The following is an 18,721-nucleotide window of genomic DNA, read 5'->3' on the forward strand; positions in this document are numbered from 1 at the left end:
TTGGCCGCCTCGACCAGGTCCTCGGTCCGCGCCAGCACGTCCTCGGCTCGGCGCACGGCCTCGACCCCCACCGCAGTCATGATGACGGCGCCGCGCGCGCGCTCGACCACGGGGGCGCCCAGGATCCGTTCCAGCTCCTGCACCCCGGCGCTGAGGGCAGGCTGGCTGACGTGGGCGGCCTCGGCGGCGCGGGAGAAGCTGCCGTGTTCGGCGAGAAGCTTCAGATACTGGAGTTGACGCAGGGTGGGGAGCATTTTGGACGAATAGAGCGGGTCTATACAAAAATCAAAGATAATCGATTGGTCTTATGAAGCTGGACCGCGTTGAATAGCCACGTCAGCCGAGGGGCTATCGTCAACACGCCCGCCGCATCGCGCCATCACAGGGAAGACCGCCATGACCACCGAAGCCAAATGTCCGTTCTCAGCCGCAAAGACCGAGCCGGTGGCCGGGGGCGGGGTCCAGAACCGCGACTGGTGGCCGGGGCAGCTGCGCACCGACCTGCTGAACCAGCATTCGTCGCGCTCCAACCCGCTGGGCGAGGGGTTCAACTATCGCGAGGCCTTTTCCAAACTGGACTATGAGGCGCTGAAGAACGATCTGCGCCAGCTGATGACCGACTCGCAGGACTGGTGGCCGGCGGACTTCGGCCATTACGGGCCCCAGTTCATCCGCATGGCCTGGCACAGCGCGGGCACCTATCGCGTCGGCGACGGACGGGGCGGCGGCGGTCGCGGCCAGCAGCGTTTTGCGCCGCTGAACTCGTGGCCGGACAACGTCAACATCGACAAGTCGCGCCGCCTGCTGTGGCCGATCAAGCAGAAATACGGCCAGGCCATCTCCTGGGCCGACCTGCTGATCCTGACCGGCAATGTGGCGCTGGAGACCATGGGCTTCCGCACCTTCGGCTTCGCCGGCGGACGTGAGGACACCTGGGAGCCGGATCAGGACGTCTACTGGGGCCGTGAAACGACCTGGCTGGGCGGCGACGAGCGCTATGCGCGCGGCTCGCACGGCGTGGACAAGCCGGCTGACGAGGCCGTTCTGGTGACCGACGACGACGCGGACGGTCGTGAGCATAGCCGCGATCTGGAGAACCCGCTGGCGGCGGTCCAGATGGGCCTGATCTACGTCAATCCGGAAGGGCCGGACGGCAATCCCGATCCGATCGCCGCGGCGCGCGACATCCGCGACACCTTTGCGCGGATGGCGATGAACGACGAGGAGACCGTGGCCCTGATCGCCGGCGGCCACACCTTCGGCAAGACCCACGGCGCCGGCCCGGCCGACCACGTCGGACCCGAGCCCGAGGCCGCAGGCCTGGAGGCGCAAGGTCTGGGCTGGACCTCCAGCTTCGGCAGCGGCAAGGCCGGGGACGCCATCACCAGCGGTCTGGAAGTGACCTGGACCCAGACCCCGGCCCAGTGGAGCAACTTCTTCTTCGAGAACCTGTTCGCCTTCGAATGGGAGCTGGAGAAGTCGCCGGCCGGCGCTCACCAGTGGGTGGCCAAGGACGCGGGCGAGATCATTCCCGACGCCCATGATCCGACCAAGATGCGCCGGCCGACCATGCTGACCACCGATCTGTCGCTGCGGTTCGACCCCGAATACGAGAAGATCTCGCGCCGCTTCCTGAACAATCCCCAGGCCTTCGCCGAGGCCTTCGCCCGCGCCTGGTTCAAGCTGACCCACCGCGATCTGGGGCCGCGCTCGCGCTATGTGGGCCCGGAAGTCCCCAGGGAGGAACTTGTCTGGCAGGATCCCGTGCCGGCCGTCGACCATCCGCTGATCGACGCCGGCGATGTGGCCACGTTGAAAGCCCAGGTGCTGGCCACGGGTCTGAGCGTGTCGGAACTGGTCGGCGTGGCCTGGGCCTCGGCCTCGACCTTCCGGGGCGGGGACAAGCGCGGCGGCGCAAACGGCGCGCGCATTCGCCTGGCGCCGCAGAAGGACTGGGCCGTCAATCAGCCCGAGCAGTTGGAGCGGGTGCTGAAGATGCTGGAAGGCGTGCAGTTCGCCTTCAACCAGGCTCAGGTCGGCGGCAAGAAGGTCTCGCTGGCCGACCTGATCGTGCTGGCCGGCGCCGCAGGCGTCGAACAGGCGGCCAGGGCGGCGGGACATGAGGTCGTCGTGCCCTTCACGCCGGGACGGACGGACGCCAGCCAGGCCCAGACCGACGTCGAATCCTTCGGCTATCTGGAGCCGGTCGCTGACGGCTTCCGCAACTATCAGAAGGCCCGCTACGCCGTTCCCGCCGAATCCCTGCTGATCGACCAGGCCCAGCGTCTGACCCTGACCGCGCCCGAGATGACGGCGTTGATCGGGGGGCTGCGCGCCATCAACATCAACGTCGGTGGGGCGACCCACGGGGTGCTGACGGACCGGCCCGGCGCCCTGACCAACGACGTCTTCGTCAACCTGCTGGACATGGACCTGAAGTGGCAGGCGACCTCGGACGCCAAGGCGGTGTTCGAAGGCCGAGACCGCAAGACGGGCGAGGCGAAATGGACCGGCACGCGCGTCGATCTGGTGTTCGGCTCGAACGCCGTGCTGCGCGCCCTGGCCGAGGTCTACGCCGGGTCGGACGGCCAGAAGAAACTGGTCGAGGACTTCGTGGCGGCCTGGGCCCGGGTCATGGAGCTGGACCGGTTCGACCTGCACGGCTGATTTAAGCCGGAGTACAGGCGGCGAGGGGGCGGACGCATGCAGGCGTCCGCCCCCTCGCTGTTTCAAGGGATCAGCGCAGCCTGATCTCGAACAGTTGCGGCCACCGTTTGCCGGTGACGAACAGGCGTTTGCCGCCTGCGTCCCAGGCGATGCCGTTCAGGACGTCGTCGTTCGGGTCCAGGCCCGCATCCTGAGGGACCAGGGCGGTCAGGTCGATGAAGGCCTTTACGACGCCGGTCTCCGGGTCGATGCGGGCGATGCGGTTGTCCTGCCACAGGTTGGCGAAGACCTCGCCGTCGATCCATTCCAGCTCGTTGATCTGGTCCAGCGGCTCGCCGTCGGCGGTGACGGAGATCCGGCCGGTCTCGGCCAGGGTGTCGGGATCGAGGAAGCGCAGCTGGTCCGTGCCGTCGCTCATGATCAGCCGCCGCCCGTCGGTGGTCAGGGCCCAGCCCTCGCCCGGATAGGAGAAGCCGCCCAGGGGCGAGAAGTCGTCCAGCTTCCAGATGAAGCCGATGTGGTTGCGCCAGGTCAGGCTGTAGAGCTTGCCGTTCAGCGTGGTCATGCCTTCGCCGAAATAGACGGTCGGCAGGTCGCGCTGGCGCACCACCTCGCCCGTCTCAAGCTGAACCTGGCGGATGAAGGAGGGGTAGAGGCCCGTGCTCTCGTACAGGGCGCCGTCGTGGAAGAAGAGGCCCTCGGTGAAGGCCGTCTTGTCGTGCGGATAGGCGCGCACGACTTCATAGGCCTGGACCGGAACCTCGGCCCGGGCCGGAAGGCCGCCGCCTGTCGCCAGCAGCAGGCCGGAGACGAGGCCGGCGAGGCGTGACGACAGGCGGGTCATCGGCTCAGGCCTTCTCGGCGGCGGCTTCCGCCTCGGCCTTCCTGGCGCGGGCCTCGGCCTGGTTGGCCTGGGCGCGGGCGGCCGTGGCCTTTTCCTTCTTGGTGGCGGAGCGACGGCCCAGCATGTTCAGGGCCTCGACCCCGGCCGAGAAGGCCATGGCGGCGTAGATATAGCCCTTGGGCACATGATAGCCGAAGCCGTCGGCGATCAGCACCATGCCGATCATCAGCAGGAAGCCGAGGGCCAGCATGACGACGCTGGGGTTCTCGTTGATGAAATTGGCCAGCGGGTCGGCGGCCAGCAGCATCACGGTCACGGCGACCAGAACCGCCACCACCATGATCGGCAGGTGTTCGGTCATGCCGACGGCCGTCAGAATGGAGTCGATCGAGAAGACCAGGTCCAGCAGGATGATCTGGAAGATCGCCGCGCCGGCGTTGGTGATCATCACGTCCTTCTTGTCCATCACGTCGTGGGTGGGCGTGGGATCGACGGTGTGGTGGATCTCCTTGGTGGCCTTCCAGACCAGGAACAGGCCGCCCGCGATCAGGATCAGGTCCTTCCACGAGAATTCGTTGCCCATCAGGGTGAAGACCGGCTGAACCAGGCCCACCAGCCAGGCGATGATCGACAACAGGGCCAGGCGCATGACCAGGGCCAGGCCGATGCCGATGCGCCGCACCTTCTGGCGCTGATGCTCGGGCAGTTTGTTCGACAGGATCGAGATGAAGATCAGGTTGTCGATGCCGAGCACGACCTCCATCACGATGAGCGTCACCAGCGCGGCCCAGGCGGCCGGGTCGGAGAGCAGGGGCGTAATGCTGTCGAGCATTTAGGTGTCCTAGGTGGAAAAGCGTCAGCGTTAAGCGCTAGGGCCGCCGCAGGTTCCGATCAAGCGGTCGGGGGCGGCGCAATGGTCGCACCCCGGTCCTCAATTGTGCGATCATTTTTCGTCCGGCGCGACATCGACGACCACGGGGAAATGGTCCGAGATCACCTGGCCGCTGAAGGAATCGGTGGGTACGCCGTAGCGTTCGACCGACAGGCCGGGAGCGACGAAGACATGGTCGATTGCGACGCCGTCATTGTCCCTGGCGATGTCGAAGTCGTTGTAGGTGCCGGCGGGACCGAACACGACAGGGCTGACGGCGCGGGCGTCGCGCAGCCCGGCGGCGAGGACGCGGCGATAGGGGGCCGTGTCCGGCCCGGCGTTGAAATCCCCCATCAGCACCACCGCCGCCGTCGCCCCCTCGACCGTCGCCGGGGCCAGATCGGCGGCCAGGGCGGCGCACTGTTCACGGGCGACCGCGCCGACATGGTCCATGTGGGCGTTGCGCACGTCCAGAAGCCGGCCGCTGACCCGGTCGCGCAGCACGACGCGGGTCACGGTGCGCGGCAGGGCGGCGTCCCACCCCTTGGACGGACGGTCCGGCGTGGGCGAGCACCATAGGGTCTGGGTGCTGACCGCCTCGAATCGGGCGCGGCGCCAGAACAGGGTCGTCGTCTCGCCCGCCTGGGCGCCGTCGTCGCGGCCGACGCCGTAATGGTCATAGGCCGGCGCCTGATCGGCCAGATAGGCGACCATCGGAATCAGCGCCTCCTGAACCCCCAGGACGTCGGGATCGAAGAAGGCGATCTGGCGCGCCATGTGCGGCCGGCGCTGCAGCCAGTTCGGCGTGTCGTCGGGCGCGTCATAGCGGATGTTGTAGCTCATTAGCCGCACGGAGCGGGGAGCATCCGCAGGGGCGGTCAGGCCGCCGGCTCGGGCGTGCGACGGGGCGGCGACGCAGGGCGCCAGGAGGGCGCAGGCGGCGGTGATCAGCAGCGGGTGCGGTTTCATCTCGGCTCTCGTCGGTAGGTCGGCCCGTGATTTCACATGGAGGGATGACCGGGGTGCGACACCCGATGCGACAGGGTGCGGCTTCATCACCCCTTCACACAATGTTGCGAGCAGCAAAACCCCGTGCTATCAGGCGCCCGGCTTGAAGGGGGCGTATTCACGAATACGGCCTCTGTCGTGCTTTCCGCAAGCATTTCAAGCTTTTGACCGTTGCGAGCCTCGCATTCGGTCGCGACCCTGACACAACGACCTCGGACCCTAATCAGTGGCTGATGATTTCAGAACGACGGAAGTCGGCGATCGCTACGCACAGGCGCTGTTTGATCTGGCGCTGGAAACCGGCCGCCTGGACGCCGTCCGTGCTGACCTGACGTCGTTGAAGGCCGCCTGGATTGAGAGCGCCGACCTGCGCCGCCTGGCGACCTCGCCGGTCATTTCGGCCGAGGATCAGGGCAAGGGCCTCGTCGCCATCGCCGCCAAGGCCAAGTTCGAACAGACCACCGCCAACTTCCTGGGCCTGCTGGCCCAGAACCACCGCGCGCGGGACCTGCCCCATGTGATCGCCGGGTTCGAAGCCCGCTACGCCAAGCACGCCGGCATCGTCGCCGCCGAGGTCGTCTCGGCCCAGGCGCTGGACGCCAAGCAGCTGGCCGCGATCAAGGCCGCGCTGAACGCCAGCCTGGGCAAGGCGCCGGAACTGACCACGCGGGTCGATCCGGCCATCCTGGGCGGCCTGAAGATCAAGGTCGGCTCGAAACTGTTCGACGCCTCGCTGAAGACCAAGCTCGACCAGATGAAGTTCGCCCTCAAGCGAGCGTAAGCCCGCTCCCCGCCCCAAGAATGAAGCGCGCCTGATCGGCGCACCCGCAGAAGACTGAAGAACAGAGAGCCCGTCATGGACATCCGCGCCGCTGAAATCTCGGCCATCCTCAAGTCGCAGATCGCCAACTTCGGCGTCGAAGCCGATGTCTCCGACGTGGGCAGCGTGCTGTCGGTCGGCGACGGCATCGCCCGCATCCACGGTCTGGACAATGTCCAGGCCGGCGAAATGGTCGAGTTCACCAAGGCCGGCGTGAAGGGCATGGCCCTGAACCTGGAACGCGACAATGTGGGCGCCGTGATCTTCGGCGCCGACGCCGCCATCGCCGAGGGCGACGACGTGCGCCGCCTGGGCGAGATCGTCGACGTGCCGGTCGGCAAGGGTCTGCTGGGTCGCGTCGTCAACCCGCTGGGCGAGCCGATCGACGGCAAGGGCCCGATCCAGTTCACCGAGCGCCGCCGCGTCGACGTCAAGGCGCCGGGCATCATCCCGCGCAAGTCGGTCCACGAGCCGATGCAGACCGGCCTGAAGGCCATCGACACCCTGATCCCCGTCGGCCGCGGCCAACGCGAGCTGATCATCGGCGACCGTCAGGTGGGCAAGACCGCCGTCGCCATCGACACCATCCTGAACCAGAAAAACGTCAACAAGACCGACGACGAGAGCGCCAAGCTCTACTGCATCTACGTCGCCATCGGCCAGAAGCGTTCGACCGTCGCCCAGATCGTCAAGACCCTCGAAGAGGCCGGGGCGATGGAATACACCATCGTCGTCGCCGCCACGGCGTCGGAGCCGGCCCCGCTGCAGTTCCTGGCGCCCTTCTCGGGCACGGCCATGGGCGAATATTTCCGCGACAACGGCATGCACGGCCTGATCGTCTATGACGACCTGTCCAAGCAGGCTGTGGCCTATCGCCAGATGTCCCTGCTGCTGCGCCGCCCGCCGGGCCGCGAAGCCTATCCGGGCGACGTCTTCTACCTGCACAGCCGCCTGCTGGAACGTTCGGCCAAGCTGAACGAGGACTACGGTTCGGGCTCGCTGACCGCCCTGCCGCTGATCGAGACCCAGGCCAACGACGTTTCGGCCTATATCCCGACCAACGTCATCTCCATCACCGACGGCCAGATCTTCCTGGAATCCGACCTGTTCTACCAGGGCATCCGCCCGGCCGTGAACGTCGGCATCTCGGTGTCGCGCGTCGGCTCCTCGGCCCAGACCAAGGCGATGAAGAAGGTCGCCGGCACCATCAAGGGCGAGCTGGCCCAGTACCGGGAAATGGCCGCCTTCGCCAAGTTCGGCTCGGACCTGGACGCCTCGACCCAGAAGCTGCTGGCCCGCGGCGCCCGCCTGACCGAGCTGCTGAAGCAGCCGCAATACTCGCCGCTGGCGATGGAAGAACAGGTCGTCTCGGTCTACGCCGGCACGCGCGGCTATATCGACGGCATCGCCGTGAGCGACGTCGGCCGGTTCGAGAAGGAACTGCTGGCCCGCATCCATGCGAACCACGCCAGCCTGCTGGAAGGCATCCGCACCAAGAAGGACCTGACCTCGGATATCGAAGCCGAGCTCAAGGACATCCTGGCCGCCTTCGTCAAGACCTTCGCCTGAACCCCGCCGGTAGTTAGAGGAAGAGCAACGCCGGATGGCCAGCCTCAAGGAAATGCGCAATCGGATCGGAAGCGTGAAAGCCACGCAGAAGATCACGAAGGCCATGCAGATGGTCGCCGCGGCCAAGCTGAAACGCGCCCAGGACCAGGCCGAGAGCGCCCGGCCCTATGCGCGCAAGATGGCCTCGGTCATCGCCAACCTGGCCGCCGGCGTCTCGGGCGCCGACGCGCCCAAGCTGCTGGCCGGCACGGGTCAGGACCAGCGTCACCTGATCGTGGTGGCGACGGCGGACAAGGGTCTGGCGGGCGGTTTCTCGACCAACGTCATCCGCGCCGCACGCGAGCGGATCGGCAGCCTGATCGCCAACGGCAAGGACGTGAAGATCATCGCCGTCGGCCGCAAGTCGCGCGATCAGCTGACCCGTCTGTACGGCGACAAGGTGGTCCACACCTTCGAGCTGAGCGCCCAGAAGACCATCGGCCTGCCGCTGGCCCAGCCGGTCGCCGAAATGATCGCCACGGCGTTCGAGGACGGTCAGGCCGATGTGGTCACCCTGTTCTACAGCCAGTTCAAATCGGTGATCTCGCAGGTTCCGACCGGCAAGCAGCTGATCCCCGCCGTGGTCGAGGGCGACGCCGCCCCGATCGACCTGAACGGCGCGGTCTATGACTACGAGCCGTCGGAAGAGGAAATCCTCGAGACCCTGCTGCCGCGCAACCTGACGACCCAGATCCTGGCCGCTCTGTACGAGAACCAGGCGGGCTTCTTCGGGTCGCAGATGGCGGCGATGGACAACGCCACGCGCAACGCCGGCGACCTCATCAACGCCCTGACGCTGCAGTACAACCGCAAGCGCCAAGCCCAGATCACCACCGAGCTGATCGAGATCATCGCCGGCGCCGAAGCCCTCTGATCCCGACCGAACAGACATTCCGATACGGACCCCAGCCATGACCGACACCGTCGCCCCCAAGAAGCCCGCCGCCCGCAAGCCGGCCGCCAAGAAGGCCGCTCCCGCAGCGGCTCCCGTCTCCGCCGTCGCCACGGGCAAGATCGCCCAGGTCATCGGCGCCGTCGTGGACGTCGAGTTCACCGGCCACCTGCCGGCGATCCTGAACGCCCTCCACACCCAGAACATCGACCAGAAGACGGGCGAGCCCTTCACCCTGGTCCTGGAAGTCGCCCAGCACCTGGGTGAGAACATGGTCCGCACCATCGCCATGGACACGACCGAGGGCCTGACGCGCGGCCAGGCCGTGTCGGACACCGGAACCTCGATCCAGACCCCGGTCGGGCCGGGCGTGCTGGGCCGGATCATGAACGTCGTCGGCCAGCCGATCGATGAAGCCGGTCCGATCCAGACCACCCAGTACCGCCCGATCCACCGCGAGGCGCCGACCTTCGAAGAGCAGACTAACTCGTCGGAAATCCTGGTCACGGGCATCAAGGTCATCGACCTGATCTGCCCCTACACCAAGGGCGGCAAGACCGGCCTGTTCGGCGGCGCCGGCGTGGGCAAGACCGTGACCATGCAGGAACTGATCAACAACATCGCCAAGGCGTACGGCGGTTATTCGGTCCTGGCCGGCGTGGGCGAGCGCACCCGCGAAGGCAACGACCTGTATCACGAGATGATCGAGTCGAACGTGAACGTCGACCCGGCCAAGAACGGCGGCTCGACCGAGGGTTCCAAATGCGCCCTGGTCTACGGCCAGATGAACGAGCCTCCCGGCGCCCGCGCCCGCGTCGCCCTGACCGGCCTGGCCCAGGCCGAGTATTTCCGCGACGAAGAGGGCAAGGACGTCCTGCTGTTCGTCGACAACATCTTCCGCTTCACGCAAGCCGGTTCGGAAGTGTCGGCTCTCTTGGGCCGTATCCCGTCGGCCGTGGGCTATCAGCCGACGCTGGCCACCGAGATGGGCAATCTGCAAGAGCGGATCACCTCGACCAAGAAGGGCTCGATCACCTCGGTCCAGGCCATCTACGTCCCGGCCGATGACCCCACCGACCCGGCGCCCGCCGCCTCGTTCGCCCACTTGGACGCGACCACCATGCTGTCGCGTGACATCGCCGCCCAGGCCATCTTCCCCGCCGTCGATCCGCTGGACTCGACCTCGCGGATCATGGACCCGCTGGTCATCGGCGAAGAACACTACAACGTCGCCCGTTCGGTCCAGGAAGTCCTGCAGCAGTACAAGGGCCTGAAGGACATCATCGCCATCTTGGGCATGGACGAGCTGTCGGAAGAGGACAAGCTGGTCGTCTCGCGCGCCCGCAAGATCCAGCGCTTCCTGTCGCAGCCCTTCTTCGTGGCCGAGCAGTTCACCAACGCCCCCGGCAAGTTCGTCGAACTGGCCGACACGATCCGCAGCTTCAAGGGCATCGTCGCCGGCGAATACGACCACCTGCCGGAATCGGCCTTCTACATGGTCGGCGCCATCGAAGAGGCCGTCGCCAAGGCCGAGAAGATGGCGGCGGAAGCCTGATCATGCGCAAGGCCTTCGTCAGCCTCATTGTTTCCTTCCTGCTGGCGCCCGTTTCGGCGCAAGCTCAGGTCGGAGATTTTGAAGCCATGGCGGGGGCCTGCGACGCTTTTCTGGCTGATGGTCGTTTCCCCCCAGCTACGGCTGAGGCTGCGTTCTTCCTTGATAGAGGATTTAAGGGCGCGGCCATGACGGCCCGAGACGGCGAGGTTTCTCGAAGTTACACACGGTCCGGCACACCCGTTGATCCTGTTCGGATCATGGTGGCTCGACCGACAGAGACGGGCGGCGAAAGCTGCAGCGTGCTGGACCTGAGCGGCCCGGAGGCTGGCGATAGCTTCATCGTAAAGACTCGCGCTGAACGCTCTTGGACGTTCGATAGCGAGTCCGATGATGTGAACGGCAAGGGCGTTCTTTTCGAGCGAAGCGTCGCCACCAACATGATCTTTCTGTCGATATGGGGAACGGGCGGCGCCTACCCCGTTTCCATCGCATCCTATCAAATCGGAACATCGGACTGATGGCTGGCAAACTTTCCTTCTCCCTCGTCTCGCCGGAACGCGAGGTCTTCTCGGGCTTGGTGGACCAGGTGGATGCGCCGGGCGTCGAGGGCGACTTCGGCGTCCTGCCGGACCACGCCCCGTTCATGACCGCCCTGCGCGAGGGTCTGGTGACCGTCTATGTCGGCGCCGCCCGGACCCAGTATGACGTCAAGGGCGGCTTCGCCGACGTCAACGGCGAAGGCCTGACCATCCTGGCCGAACAGGCGACCGAGGTCGTCGCGGCCTGATCCTTTCCAAGGGTCGTAAAGATTGAGGCCCCGCATTTCGGTGCGGGGCCTTTTTGTCATGCGACCGTGATGGAACTTCGGTAGCGCGGAGACAACCTTCGCGCTTGTCGGGATGAATGGCATGGGTTCGGTAGTCTGGTTCAAGGCCCTGGTGGCGATGGCTGCGTTGGTGACGCCGGGCGCACAGACCGACGCCCCCATAGCCGTCGACCGGACGCCACTCGCCGCCGCCGTGGACTATTGTGTCGCCGTGGCGGAGGCCGACATGACTGACGCCCCTCCGATTGTCGAAGGCCCCAGGGATTTTCAGAGACTCGACGGCCGGTACGGCGCGCAAAGATGGGCCACGGGCGCGCCGGACAGTTCCGGCGGGATCATGGTTGAGCCGAACGACGGCAGTTGTTCGGTCTATGCGTTCAAAGCCTCGGAAGCCGATGTGGCGGCTTTGTTCGAAGCGCGAGAGGGCTATGAGCCATATAACCAGGCGGGTACGGCTTATCTTCGTCTGTTCGACGGCGGCGGTGTTCTCGCCTACTCAAGGCCTGTGGGGGGAGACGGGGGCGTGGTTCTATCTGTCGCCTCCAGAAAGAACGAGCCCAAGCAGGTCAGCGACATGTCCGGTGAGAGCGCGCCGATAGAGGCCTTGGCTACAGGGCTGGCCTTCTGCCTTGCGGCCGGAGAGGCGGAGCTTCTGGACTTGCCGCCGGTGGACGGCCCCGCCCACTTCGCTGAAGAAGCCGGACAATACGGCCAAAAATCTTGGGCGGCGGGGACGCCCCGCGCCCTGCGCTCGGTGGACATATCCATGAACGAGGCCCAGTGTTTCATCCTGGCCCATGGCTTTGCTTCGGACCAAGTCGCGGCGTGGATGGCGGAAAAGACTGACTATGCCGTGATCGAGGATCGTCACCACGCACGTCAGGTCCGCGATGGCTGGGTCCAGATCGTATGGGGGAAACTCAAAGACGATGCGACCCTTATCCTTGTGACGACGAGGAAGGGTGAGGACAGGCCGGATGTCCTTTGACCCTTTCCCCGGCCGGAGGTCCGGGGCTATGACCGCGCCATGACCGACCCCATCGATATTCAAGGCCATTGCGAACCGCGCTTCGACGCCGTGCGCGAGGCGTTCACCGCCAACTTCACCGACGCGCCCGAGGGGCTGAACGAGCAGGCGGCGCGGTTCAGCGTGCTGATCGGGGGGGAGACGGTCGTCGATCTGTGGGCGGGGCATGCCGACACGGCGCGGACCACGGCCTTCACCGAGACGACCCTGACGCCGGTGTTCTCGACCGGCAAGGCGGTGATGGCCCTGCTGATCGCCACGGCGGTCGAGGCGGGCCGGCTGGATTATGAGCAGACGGTCGCCAGCCTGTGGCCCGCGTTCGGGGCGGCGGGCAAGGCCGGGATCACCGTGGGCCAGTTGATGAGCCACCAGGCGGGCCTGCCGGGCTTTTCCGAGGCGGTCGATCCGTCGGTCTGGTTCGAGGCGGCGTCCGTGCTGGTGCGGCTGGCGGCCCAGGCGCCGATGTGGGAGCCCGGCACGGCGTCCGGTTATCATCCCGTCACGGTCGGCTACATGGCCAACGAGGTCTTCCGCCTGGCGACGGGGCGGACCATGGGCCAGGCCTTGCGGGCGGACTTCCCCGACCTGGATCTGTGGATCGGCCTGCCCGAGAGCGAGCATGGCCGGGTGGCCCAGATGCGCAAGCCCACGGCGGCGCCCAGCCTAGGGACCGTCGATCCGATCAAACAGGCGGCCTTCCTGGACCGGGGCTCGGCCCCCGGGGGGCGGGGGTCGGCCGAATGGCGCAAGATGGAGATCCCTTCGGCCAATCTGCACGGCACGGCCCTGGGCCTGGCGCGGATGATGGGTGTGGTCGCCAATGCGGGGGTTCTGGAGGGCCGGTCGGTGCTGTCGGCGGAGACGCTGGACCAGTTGACGCGCGAACGGATCCACGGCCCGGACAAGGTGCTGCCCTATGTGATCAGCTGGGCGGCGGGCCTGATGCGCAATGACGGGCTGAACGTCTTCGGGCCGGGCGGGTCCTTCGGCCACTATGGCTGGGGCGGGTCGATGGCCATGGCCGACCCGTCGCGCCGGCTGTCGGCCGCCTATGTGATGACGCGTCAGTCGCCGCACCTGATCGGCGACCCTCGCCCCCGGCGGCTGCTGGCGGCCCTATACGGCGCGCTCTAGACCGTTTCGGACAGGACGACGGCGCGCCGTGCGGCCGGCGACCGCCGCGCGGCGCCGATCGCGAACACCCCCGCTCCGGCCCAGATGAAGGCGAACGAGACAATGCGCAGCGGCGTCAGGGCCTCGCCCGCCCAGACGCCGCAGGCGAACTGGAGCGTCGGCGCCAGGAACTGGATGAAGCCGAGGGTGGACAGGGGCAGACGCCGCGCCGACCAGGCGAACATCACCAGCGGAATGACCGTCGCCGGGCCGTTGACCAGGGCCCAGGCCAGGCCGGCGGGGGAGGCGAAACCTGTCGCCTGGCCGTGCGTGGCCAGCCAGGCCAGGAACAGGGCGCCGATGGGCAGCAGCACCAGACATTCGACGAACAACCCGGTCTGGGCCGAGGCAGGCACGCGCTTTCGGATCACCGCATAGGCGCAGAAGGTGACGGCCAGGGTCAGGCCGATGATCGGCACATGGCCCAGGGCGATGGTCTGGATCACCACCCCGACGGCGGCCAGGCCGATGGCGAGGCCGCTCCAGCGGTCGATCCGTTCACGGAACAACACCGCCCCCGCCGCCATGTTGAGCAGCGGGTTGATGTAATAGCCGAGGCTGGCCTCCAGCGTCGCATGATGGGTGGTGGCGAAGACGTACAGGCTCCAGTTGGTCGCGATCATCGCCGCCGACAGGGCCAGCCAGGCCAGGGTGCGCGGCGTGGCCAGCACCCGTTTCGCTTCGCCCCATTGGCCCGCCAGCAGCAGGAACAGACCCGCCACGAAGACCGACCAGACCGCCCGATGGGCCAGGATCTCGGGCGCGCCGAAGCCGTGGGCGGCCATGGCCATGAACAGCAGGGGCAAGAGGCCCCACAGGCTGTAGCAGGCGATGGCGGTGGCGACCGCGCGGGGATCATTGGGGGCGGCGGCGGCGGTCATGGGCGACTCAACTTCACTTTCGTCATTCTCCGGCAAGCCGCGTCTTCGCGGCGCAGACCGGGGAACCCAGCGGCGCCGAAGGCGAAATCTCCCAGCAGCATGACGGCCGAAATCGCGTCCGCGACAGGTTCGCGCTCACGCGCGCCGCTGGGTCCCCCGGTCGCGCTACGCGCGCCGGAGGATGACGAAAGACATTACACCGTGATCGAACGATACCCCGACGACGAGGTGATGACGCCCGTCTCGTCCAGCAGCTGGGCGATCTGGACGGCGTTCAGGGCGGCGCCCTTGCGCAGATTGTCGGACACGACCCACAGGTTCAGGCCGTTCTCGACGGTCGGATCCTTGCGGATGCGGCTGACATAGACGGCGTGTTCGCCGGCGGCGTCGACGGGGGTGATATAGCCGTCGTGCTCCTGCTTATCGATCACCAGCACGCCCGGCGCCTCGCGCAGGATGGCGCGGGCCTCGTCCGGGGCGATGGGGCGGTCGAACTCGATGTTCACAGCCTCTGAGTGGCCGACGAAGACCGGCACGCGGACGCAGGTGACCGTGACCTTGATGTCGGGATCCAGCATCTTGTGGGTCTCGTCCGACATCTTCTGCTCCTCGTCGGTCGAACCGTCCTCGAGGAAGGAGCCGATATAGGGGATGACGTTGAAGGCGATCTGTTTGGGGAACTTCTTGGGGCGCGCGTCGCCCAGGCCGTAGATGGCCTTGGTCTGGTTCCACAGCTCGTCCATGCCTTCCTTGCCGGCGCCGGACACCGACTGATAGGTCGAGACCACGACCCGCTTGATCCTGGCCGCGTCGTGCAGGGGCTTCAGCGCCGTGACCAGCTGGATGGTCGAGCAGTTGGGGTTGGCGATGATGTTCTTCTTCTTGGCGTCCTTGACCGCGTCGGGGTTCACCTCGGGCACGATCAGGGGCACGTCGGCGTCCTTGCGGAAGGCCGAGGAGTTGTCGATCACGATGGGGCCGGCCTTGCCGATCTTTTCGGACCAGGCGCGCGAGACCTCGCCGCCGGCCGACATCAGGACCAGATCGACCTTGGAGAAGTCGAACTGTTCGATGTCCTGGCATTTGATGGTCTTGTCGCCGAACGAGACCTCGACCCCCTTGGACTTGCGCGAGGCGATGGCGTGGATTTCATCGACGGGGAATTCCAGCTCCTCGAGGATGTTCAGCATTTCGCGGCCCACATTGCCCGTGGCCCCGACGATCGCGACGCGATAACCCATGATGATTGGTCCTTCGGACGCGCTATCGCTCGGCCCACGGGGCCTCGCTGCTTGAGCGCGATGTGTTGTGTGGTGTGCATTTAGGCGTTCGCAGCCGCGAAGCAATCGCTTTTCGGCGGCGGGGACTTTAAGCAGGGGCTCATGACCTCCCGCATCCGAAACGCCTACGACATCCGCGTGGAAGAGGGCGTGCTGACGCCCGATCCGGCCCAGGCCGAAGTGCTCGTCGCCCTGGAGCGGCTGGAGACCGATCTGGCCCGGCGCGGCCTGTTCGGACGCCCGCCCGAGGTGAAGGGGATCTATCTGTGGGGACCGCCCGGGCGGGGCAAGTCCATGCTGATGGACCTGTTCTATTCGGCCACGCCCGAGCCCCGGAAAAGACGCGCCCATTTCCACGCCTTCATGGCCCGGGTCCACGACCTGGTGCGCCAGTGGCGTGAGGGCGACTCCAAAAGCCGCAAGGCCGTGTTCGGGACGCATAAGGGCGACGATCCCATTCCGCCCATCGCCAAGCTGATCGCCTCCGAAGCCCGGCTGCTGTGTTTCGACGAGCTTCAGGTGACGGACATCGCCGACGCCATGATCCTGGGCCGGCTGTTCGAGGCCCTGTTCGAGGACAAGGTGGTGCTGGCCATCACCTCGAACCGGGCGCCGGAGGACCTGTACAAGAACGGCATCAACCGCCAGCTGTTCGTCCCCTTCATCGACATCATCCGCGACCGCTGCGCCGTGGTCGAGACGGCGGGTGCGCGCGACTGGCGGCTGGACCGGCTGAGTTCGGCCCAGGTCTGGCACACGCCGGACGACCGGGCCGGGTTCGAAGAGCTTTGGCGCGAACTGAAGGGCGGCGAGCCGGAAGAGCCGGCGCACCTTGCCGTCCTGGGCCGCGACGTGGTGGTGGAGCGGACCGTGGGCTCGATGGCGCGGGCGCGGTTTGCGGACCTGTGCGGCCGGCCGCTGGGGCCGCAGGACTATCTGGCCGTCGCCGCGCGGTTTCACACCCTGTTCCTGGAGGACGTGCCGATCCTGGGGCCGTCGAACCAGCAGGAGGCGCGCCGCCTGGTGACGCTGGTGGACGCTCTGTACGAGGCCAAGACCAAGCTGATCGTCCTGGCCGCCGCCCGGCCTGAGGCCCTCTATACCGAGGGTGTGGGGGCGTTCGAGTTCGAACGCACCGTGTCGCGCTTCAACGAGATGCAGAGCAAGGACTGGCTGGCCCACGTGCGGGATTGACACGAAAGACCCTCTCCCGCTTGCGGGGGAGGTGGCCCGGCGTTCGCGAAGCGAACCAGGGTCGGAGGGGGAGTCTTGTTTGGCTGGAAGAGAACTTCCCCCATCGTCAGCCGTCTCGCTGCGCTCGACGAGCTGACACTTCCCCCGCAAGCGGGGGAAGATCTGGAAAGCGCAAAGAAAAAGGGCCTGCGGATTGCTCCGCAGGCCCTTCGTCATTCGATCTGTGCGATCGCTTAAGCCAGCGAGGCGTCGATGTCCTTGCAGGCCTGCAGCAGGCCCTGGACCGAGGCGACGGACTTTTCGAACATCGCCTTTTCTTCGTCGTTGGTGGTGAACTCGATCACCTTCTCGACGCCGGCGGCGCCGATCATGGCCGGGACGCCGACATAGAGGTCCGACAGGCCGTATTCGCCCGACAGCCAGACGGCGCAGGGCAGGACGCGCTTCTGGTCCAGCAGATAGGACTTGGCCATCGCAATCGCGCTTTCGGCCGGGGCGTAGAAGGCCGAGCCGGTCTTCAGCAGGGCGACGATCTCGCCGCCGCCCTTGCGGGTGCGGTCGACGATGGCGTCCAGCTCGTCTTGCGACAGGAAGCCGGCCTTGACGGCGTCCGGCAGGGGCAGGCCGCCGACGGTCGAGTGGCGCACCATCGGCACCATGTCGTCGCCGTGGCCGCCCAGGGTCCAGGCGTGGATGTCTTGAACCGACACGCCGGTCTTTTCAGCCAGGAAGTAGGCGAAACGCGCCGAGTCGAGCACGCCGGCCATGCCGACGACCTTCTCCTTGGGCAGGCCCGAGAACTTCTGCAGGGCCCAGACCATGGCGTCGAGCGGGTTGGTGATGCAGATGACGAAGGCGTTGGGGGCGTGGGCCTTGATGCCCTCGCCGACGGCCTTCATGACCTTCAGGTTGATGCCGATCAGGTCGTCGCGGCTCATGCCCGGCTTGCGCGGCACGCCGGCGGTGACGATGCAGACGTCGGCGCCCGCGATGTCGGCGTAGTCGTTGGCGCCCTTCAAGGCCACGTCCGAGCCGAAGACGGCGGTGGCCTCGGCGATGTCCAGCGCCTTGCCCTGGGGGGTGCCTTCAGCGATGTCGAACAGGATCACGTCGCCCAGCGCTTCGCGCGCGGCCACATGGGCCAGGGTGCCGCCGATCATGCCGGCGCCGATGAGGGCGATCTTCGCGCGAGCCATGGATGTCTCCGTTTATTGCGTGTGCGAAAGGGGATTAATCGTGCGGGCGGTCTAGACCCCTCTCGCGGCTGTCGCAAGAACCTCGCTTTACGGCCTTGGTCTGGCTTGCGAAGGTTGCGGCCCAACCGGAGGATTTCGATGCGCCCTTCCCTCGCTCTCGCCCTGCTGCTGGGCGCCGCCGCCACACCCGCACTGGCCCAGACCCCGCCCGCGACCATCGGCGACCGCTATATTCCTGCGCCCTGGTGGATGCGCGATCCGGTCATCGCCTCGGTCGGCGAGGTGCGGGTCGAACTCCAGGCCAATCGCGCCTTTGTCTCCGCCAGCTTCCAGTCGGTGGACCGCAGCGTCGCCGAGGCTTCGCGCGCCGCAGCCGATCAGGTGCGGGCCCTCAGCCAGGCCCTGTCGGCCTATGGCGCGGACAAGGTTCGGGTCGAGACCAGCGTCACCACCCGCCCCCTCTATGACCAGTATCGCGACGAGAACGGGGTGATGCGCGACAACACCCGCGCCGACCGTGTGGCGCGCTATCAGGCCGACGCCTCGGTCAATGTGACGGTGCGCGACGTCAGCCTGATCGAGCGGGTGTACGCCACCATCGTGGCCTCGCGCCCGACGTCGATCGGCCAGGTGAATTTCCAGTTGGATCCGGAGAACAGCTGGAAGGCCAATCTGCAGGCCGAGGCGATGAAGGATGCGCGCCGTCGGGCCGAGGCGGCGGCGACCAACGCCGGCGCGACCCTGGGCCGGGTCAAGATCATAGATCCGTCGGGCCGGGTCTGCCAGACCGACGTTCTGGCAGGCTGGCCCGCCTACGCCGCCGGTGAACAGGCGACGACCGTAGAGGATATCGTGGTGACGGGGTCGCGGATGCAGGCG

The 18,721-nt window shown here is 66.8% G+C and carries 18 protein-coding genes; 11 read left to right on the plus strand and 7 right to left on the minus strand.

The features are described from left to right. On the minus strand, positions 1–254 hold a 254-nt coding region (locus tag ER13_RS10145), incomplete at its 3' end, for a LysR family transcriptional regulator (RefSeq protein ID WP_035308954.1). Positions 255–396: 142 nt separating this feature from the next. On the opposite strand from ER13_RS10145, the gene katG reads away from it, so the two are divergent. Then, complete coding sequence (gene katG, locus ER13_RS10150) at positions 397–2,667, plus strand: catalase/peroxidase HPI (RefSeq protein ID WP_035308957.1); 2,271 nt, start codon at positions 397–399, stop codon at positions 2,665–2,667. Between the two features lie 70 nt (positions 2,668–2,737). Here the strand turns inward: katG and ER13_RS10155 are convergent, their stop codons facing one another. The 3 genes from ER13_RS10155 to ER13_RS10165 form a co-directional block, all read right to left on the minus strand. Next, positions 2,738–3,511, minus strand: coding sequence for a glutaminyl-peptide cyclotransferase (locus ER13_RS10155; protein ID WP_035308959.1), 774 nt, complete (start codon positions 3,509–3,511; stop codon positions 2,738–2,740). Between the two features lie 4 nt (positions 3,512–3,515). Beyond that, positions 3,516–4,343, minus strand: coding sequence for a TerC family protein (locus tag ER13_RS10160; RefSeq protein ID WP_008260276.1), 828 nt, complete (start codon positions 4,341–4,343; stop codon positions 3,516–3,518). A 111-nt stretch (positions 4,344–4,454) separates the two neighbouring features. Further along, complete coding sequence (locus ER13_RS10165; RefSeq protein WP_035308962.1) at positions 4,455–5,351, minus strand: endonuclease/exonuclease/phosphatase family protein; 897 nt, start codon at positions 5,349–5,351, stop codon at positions 4,455–4,457. A gap of 265 nt (positions 5,352–5,616) precedes the next feature. Between ER13_RS10165 and ER13_RS10170 the strand changes: the two genes are divergently transcribed. The 8 genes from ER13_RS10170 (at position 5,617) to ER13_RS10205 (ending at position 13,252) form a co-directional block, all read left to right on the plus strand. After that, positions 5,617–6,171, plus strand: coding sequence for a F0F1 ATP synthase subunit delta (locus ER13_RS10170; RefSeq protein WP_035308964.1), 555 nt, complete (start codon positions 5,617–5,619; stop codon positions 6,169–6,171). A gap of 75 nt (positions 6,172–6,246) precedes the next feature. After that, positions 6,247–7,779, plus strand: coding sequence for a F0F1 ATP synthase subunit alpha (gene atpA, locus ER13_RS10175; RefSeq protein WP_008260776.1), 1,533 nt, complete (start codon positions 6,247–6,249; stop codon positions 7,777–7,779). Positions 7,780–7,813: 34 nt separating this feature from the next. Continuing rightward, entirely contained in the window at positions 7,814–8,692 is an 879-nt protein-coding gene (locus tag ER13_RS10180) for a F0F1 ATP synthase subunit gamma (protein ID WP_008263082.1), read from the plus strand. Between the two features lie 22 nt (positions 8,693–8,714). Next, a complete protein-coding gene (atpD, locus tag ER13_RS10185) occupies positions 8,715–10,265 on the plus strand; it encodes a F0F1 ATP synthase subunit beta (RefSeq protein WP_292150258.1) in 1,551 nt (516 codons plus the stop codon). Between the two features lie 2 nt (positions 10,266–10,267). Continuing rightward, positions 10,268–10,783 (plus strand): hypothetical protein, encoded by a 516-nt coding sequence (locus ER13_RS10190; protein WP_035308967.1) that lies wholly within the window; start codon positions 10,268–10,270, stop codon positions 10,781–10,783. Beyond that, positions 10,783–11,052, plus strand: coding sequence for an ATP synthase F1 subunit epsilon (locus ER13_RS10195; RefSeq protein WP_008260049.1), 270 nt, complete (start codon positions 10,783–10,785; stop codon positions 11,050–11,052). Before ER13_RS10190 ends, ER13_RS10195 begins: the two co-directional genes overlap by 1 nt. A 265-nt stretch (positions 11,053–11,317) precedes the next feature. Then, the gene (locus tag ER13_RS10200) at positions 11,318–12,079 is read left to right on the plus strand and encodes a hypothetical protein (RefSeq protein ID WP_155988136.1); all 762 of its coding nucleotides are present in this window, start codon (positions 11,318–11,320) and stop codon (positions 12,077–12,079) included. 39 nt (positions 12,080–12,118) lie between these two features. Next, positions 12,119–13,252, plus strand: coding sequence for a serine hydrolase domain-containing protein (locus ER13_RS10205; protein ID WP_035308971.1), 1,134 nt, complete (start codon positions 12,119–12,121; stop codon positions 13,250–13,252). Here the strand turns inward: ER13_RS10205 and rarD are convergent. After that, entirely contained in the window at positions 13,249–14,172 is a 924-nt protein-coding gene (gene rarD, locus ER13_RS10210; RefSeq protein ID WP_035308973.1) for an EamA family transporter RarD, read from the minus strand. The genes ER13_RS10205 and rarD overlap by 4 nt on opposite strands. Positions 14,173–14,366: 194 nt before the next feature. Next, complete coding sequence (locus ER13_RS10215; protein WP_035308977.1) at positions 14,367–15,413, minus strand: aspartate-semialdehyde dehydrogenase; 1,047 nt, start codon at positions 15,411–15,413, stop codon at positions 14,367–14,369. Between the two features lie 141 nt (positions 15,414–15,554). Between ER13_RS10215 and zapE the strand changes: the two genes are divergently transcribed. Further along, the gene (zapE, locus tag ER13_RS10220; protein ID WP_035308978.1) at positions 15,555–16,646 is read left to right on the plus strand and encodes a cell division protein ZapE; all 1,092 of its coding nucleotides are present in this window, start codon (positions 15,555–15,557) and stop codon (positions 16,644–16,646) included. A 233-nt stretch (positions 16,647–16,879) separates the two neighbouring features. Here zapE and mdh read toward each other — a convergent pair whose 3' ends face one another. Continuing rightward, positions 16,880–17,842 carry a malate dehydrogenase gene (gene mdh / locus ER13_RS10225; protein ID WP_035308980.1) on the minus strand — a complete coding sequence of 321 codons (963 nt, stop codon included), beginning with the start codon at positions 17,840–17,842 and terminating at the stop codon, positions 16,880–16,882. A gap of 138 nt (positions 17,843–17,980) precedes the next feature. Here mdh and ER13_RS10230 point away from each other — a divergent pair. Then, positions 17,981–18,721, plus strand: a 741-nt coding sequence (locus tag ER13_RS10230) for an SIMPL domain-containing protein (RefSeq protein WP_035308982.1), incomplete at its 3' end; no start/stop codon positions are given.

The sequence above is a fragment of the Brevundimonas sp. EAKA genome (genome assembly GCF_000698025.1).
Classification (GTDB): Bacteria; Pseudomonadota; Alphaproteobacteria; order Caulobacterales; family Caulobacteraceae; genus Brevundimonas; species Brevundimonas mediterranea_A.

Bases quoted from the DNA above. Each gene is read 5' to 3' on its own strand.
- katG (WP_035308957.1), top strand. From the start codon at position 397: ATGACCACCGAAGCCAAATGTCCGTTCTCAGCCGCAAAGACCGAGCCG.
- ER13_RS10155 (WP_035308959.1), bottom strand. From the start codon at position 3,511: ATGACCCGCCTGTCGTCACGCCTCGCCGGCCTCGTCTCCGGCCTGCTG.
- ER13_RS10160 (WP_008260276.1), bottom strand. From the start codon at position 4,343: ATGCTCGACAGCATTACGCCCCTGCTCTCCGACCCGGCCGCCTGGGCC.
- ER13_RS10165 (WP_035308962.1), bottom strand. From the start codon at position 5,351: ATGAAACCGCACCCGCTGCTGATCACCGCCGCCTGCGCCCTCCTGGCG.
- atpA (WP_008260776.1), top strand. From the start codon at position 6,247: ATGGACATCCGCGCCGCTGAAATCTCGGCCATCCTCAAGTCGCAGATC.
- ER13_RS10180 (WP_008263082.1), top strand. From the start codon at position 7,814: ATGGCCAGCCTCAAGGAAATGCGCAATCGGATCGGAAGCGTGAAAGCC.
- ER13_RS10190 (WP_035308967.1), top strand. From the start codon at position 10,268: ATGCGCAAGGCCTTCGTCAGCCTCATTGTTTCCTTCCTGCTGGCGCCC.
- ER13_RS10195 (WP_008260049.1), top strand. From the start codon at position 10,783: ATGGCTGGCAAACTTTCCTTCTCCCTCGTCTCGCCGGAACGCGAGGTC.
- ER13_RS10200 (WP_155988136.1), top strand. From the start codon at position 11,318: ATGACTGACGCCCCTCCGATTGTCGAAGGCCCCAGGGATTTTCAGAGA.
- ER13_RS10205 (WP_035308971.1), top strand. From the start codon at position 12,119: ATGACCGACCCCATCGATATTCAAGGCCATTGCGAACCGCGCTTCGAC.
- rarD (WP_035308973.1), bottom strand. From the start codon at position 14,172: ATGACCGCCGCCGCCGCCCCCAATGATCCCCGCGCGGTCGCCACCGCC.
- ER13_RS10215 (WP_035308977.1), bottom strand. From the start codon at position 15,413: ATGGGTTATCGCGTCGCGATCGTCGGGGCCACGGGCAATGTGGGCCGC.
- zapE (WP_035308978.1), top strand. From the start codon at position 15,555: ATGACCTCCCGCATCCGAAACGCCTACGACATCCGCGTGGAAGAGGGC.
- mdh (WP_035308980.1), bottom strand. From the start codon at position 17,842: ATGGCTCGCGCGAAGATCGCCCTCATCGGCGCCGGCATGATCGGCGGC.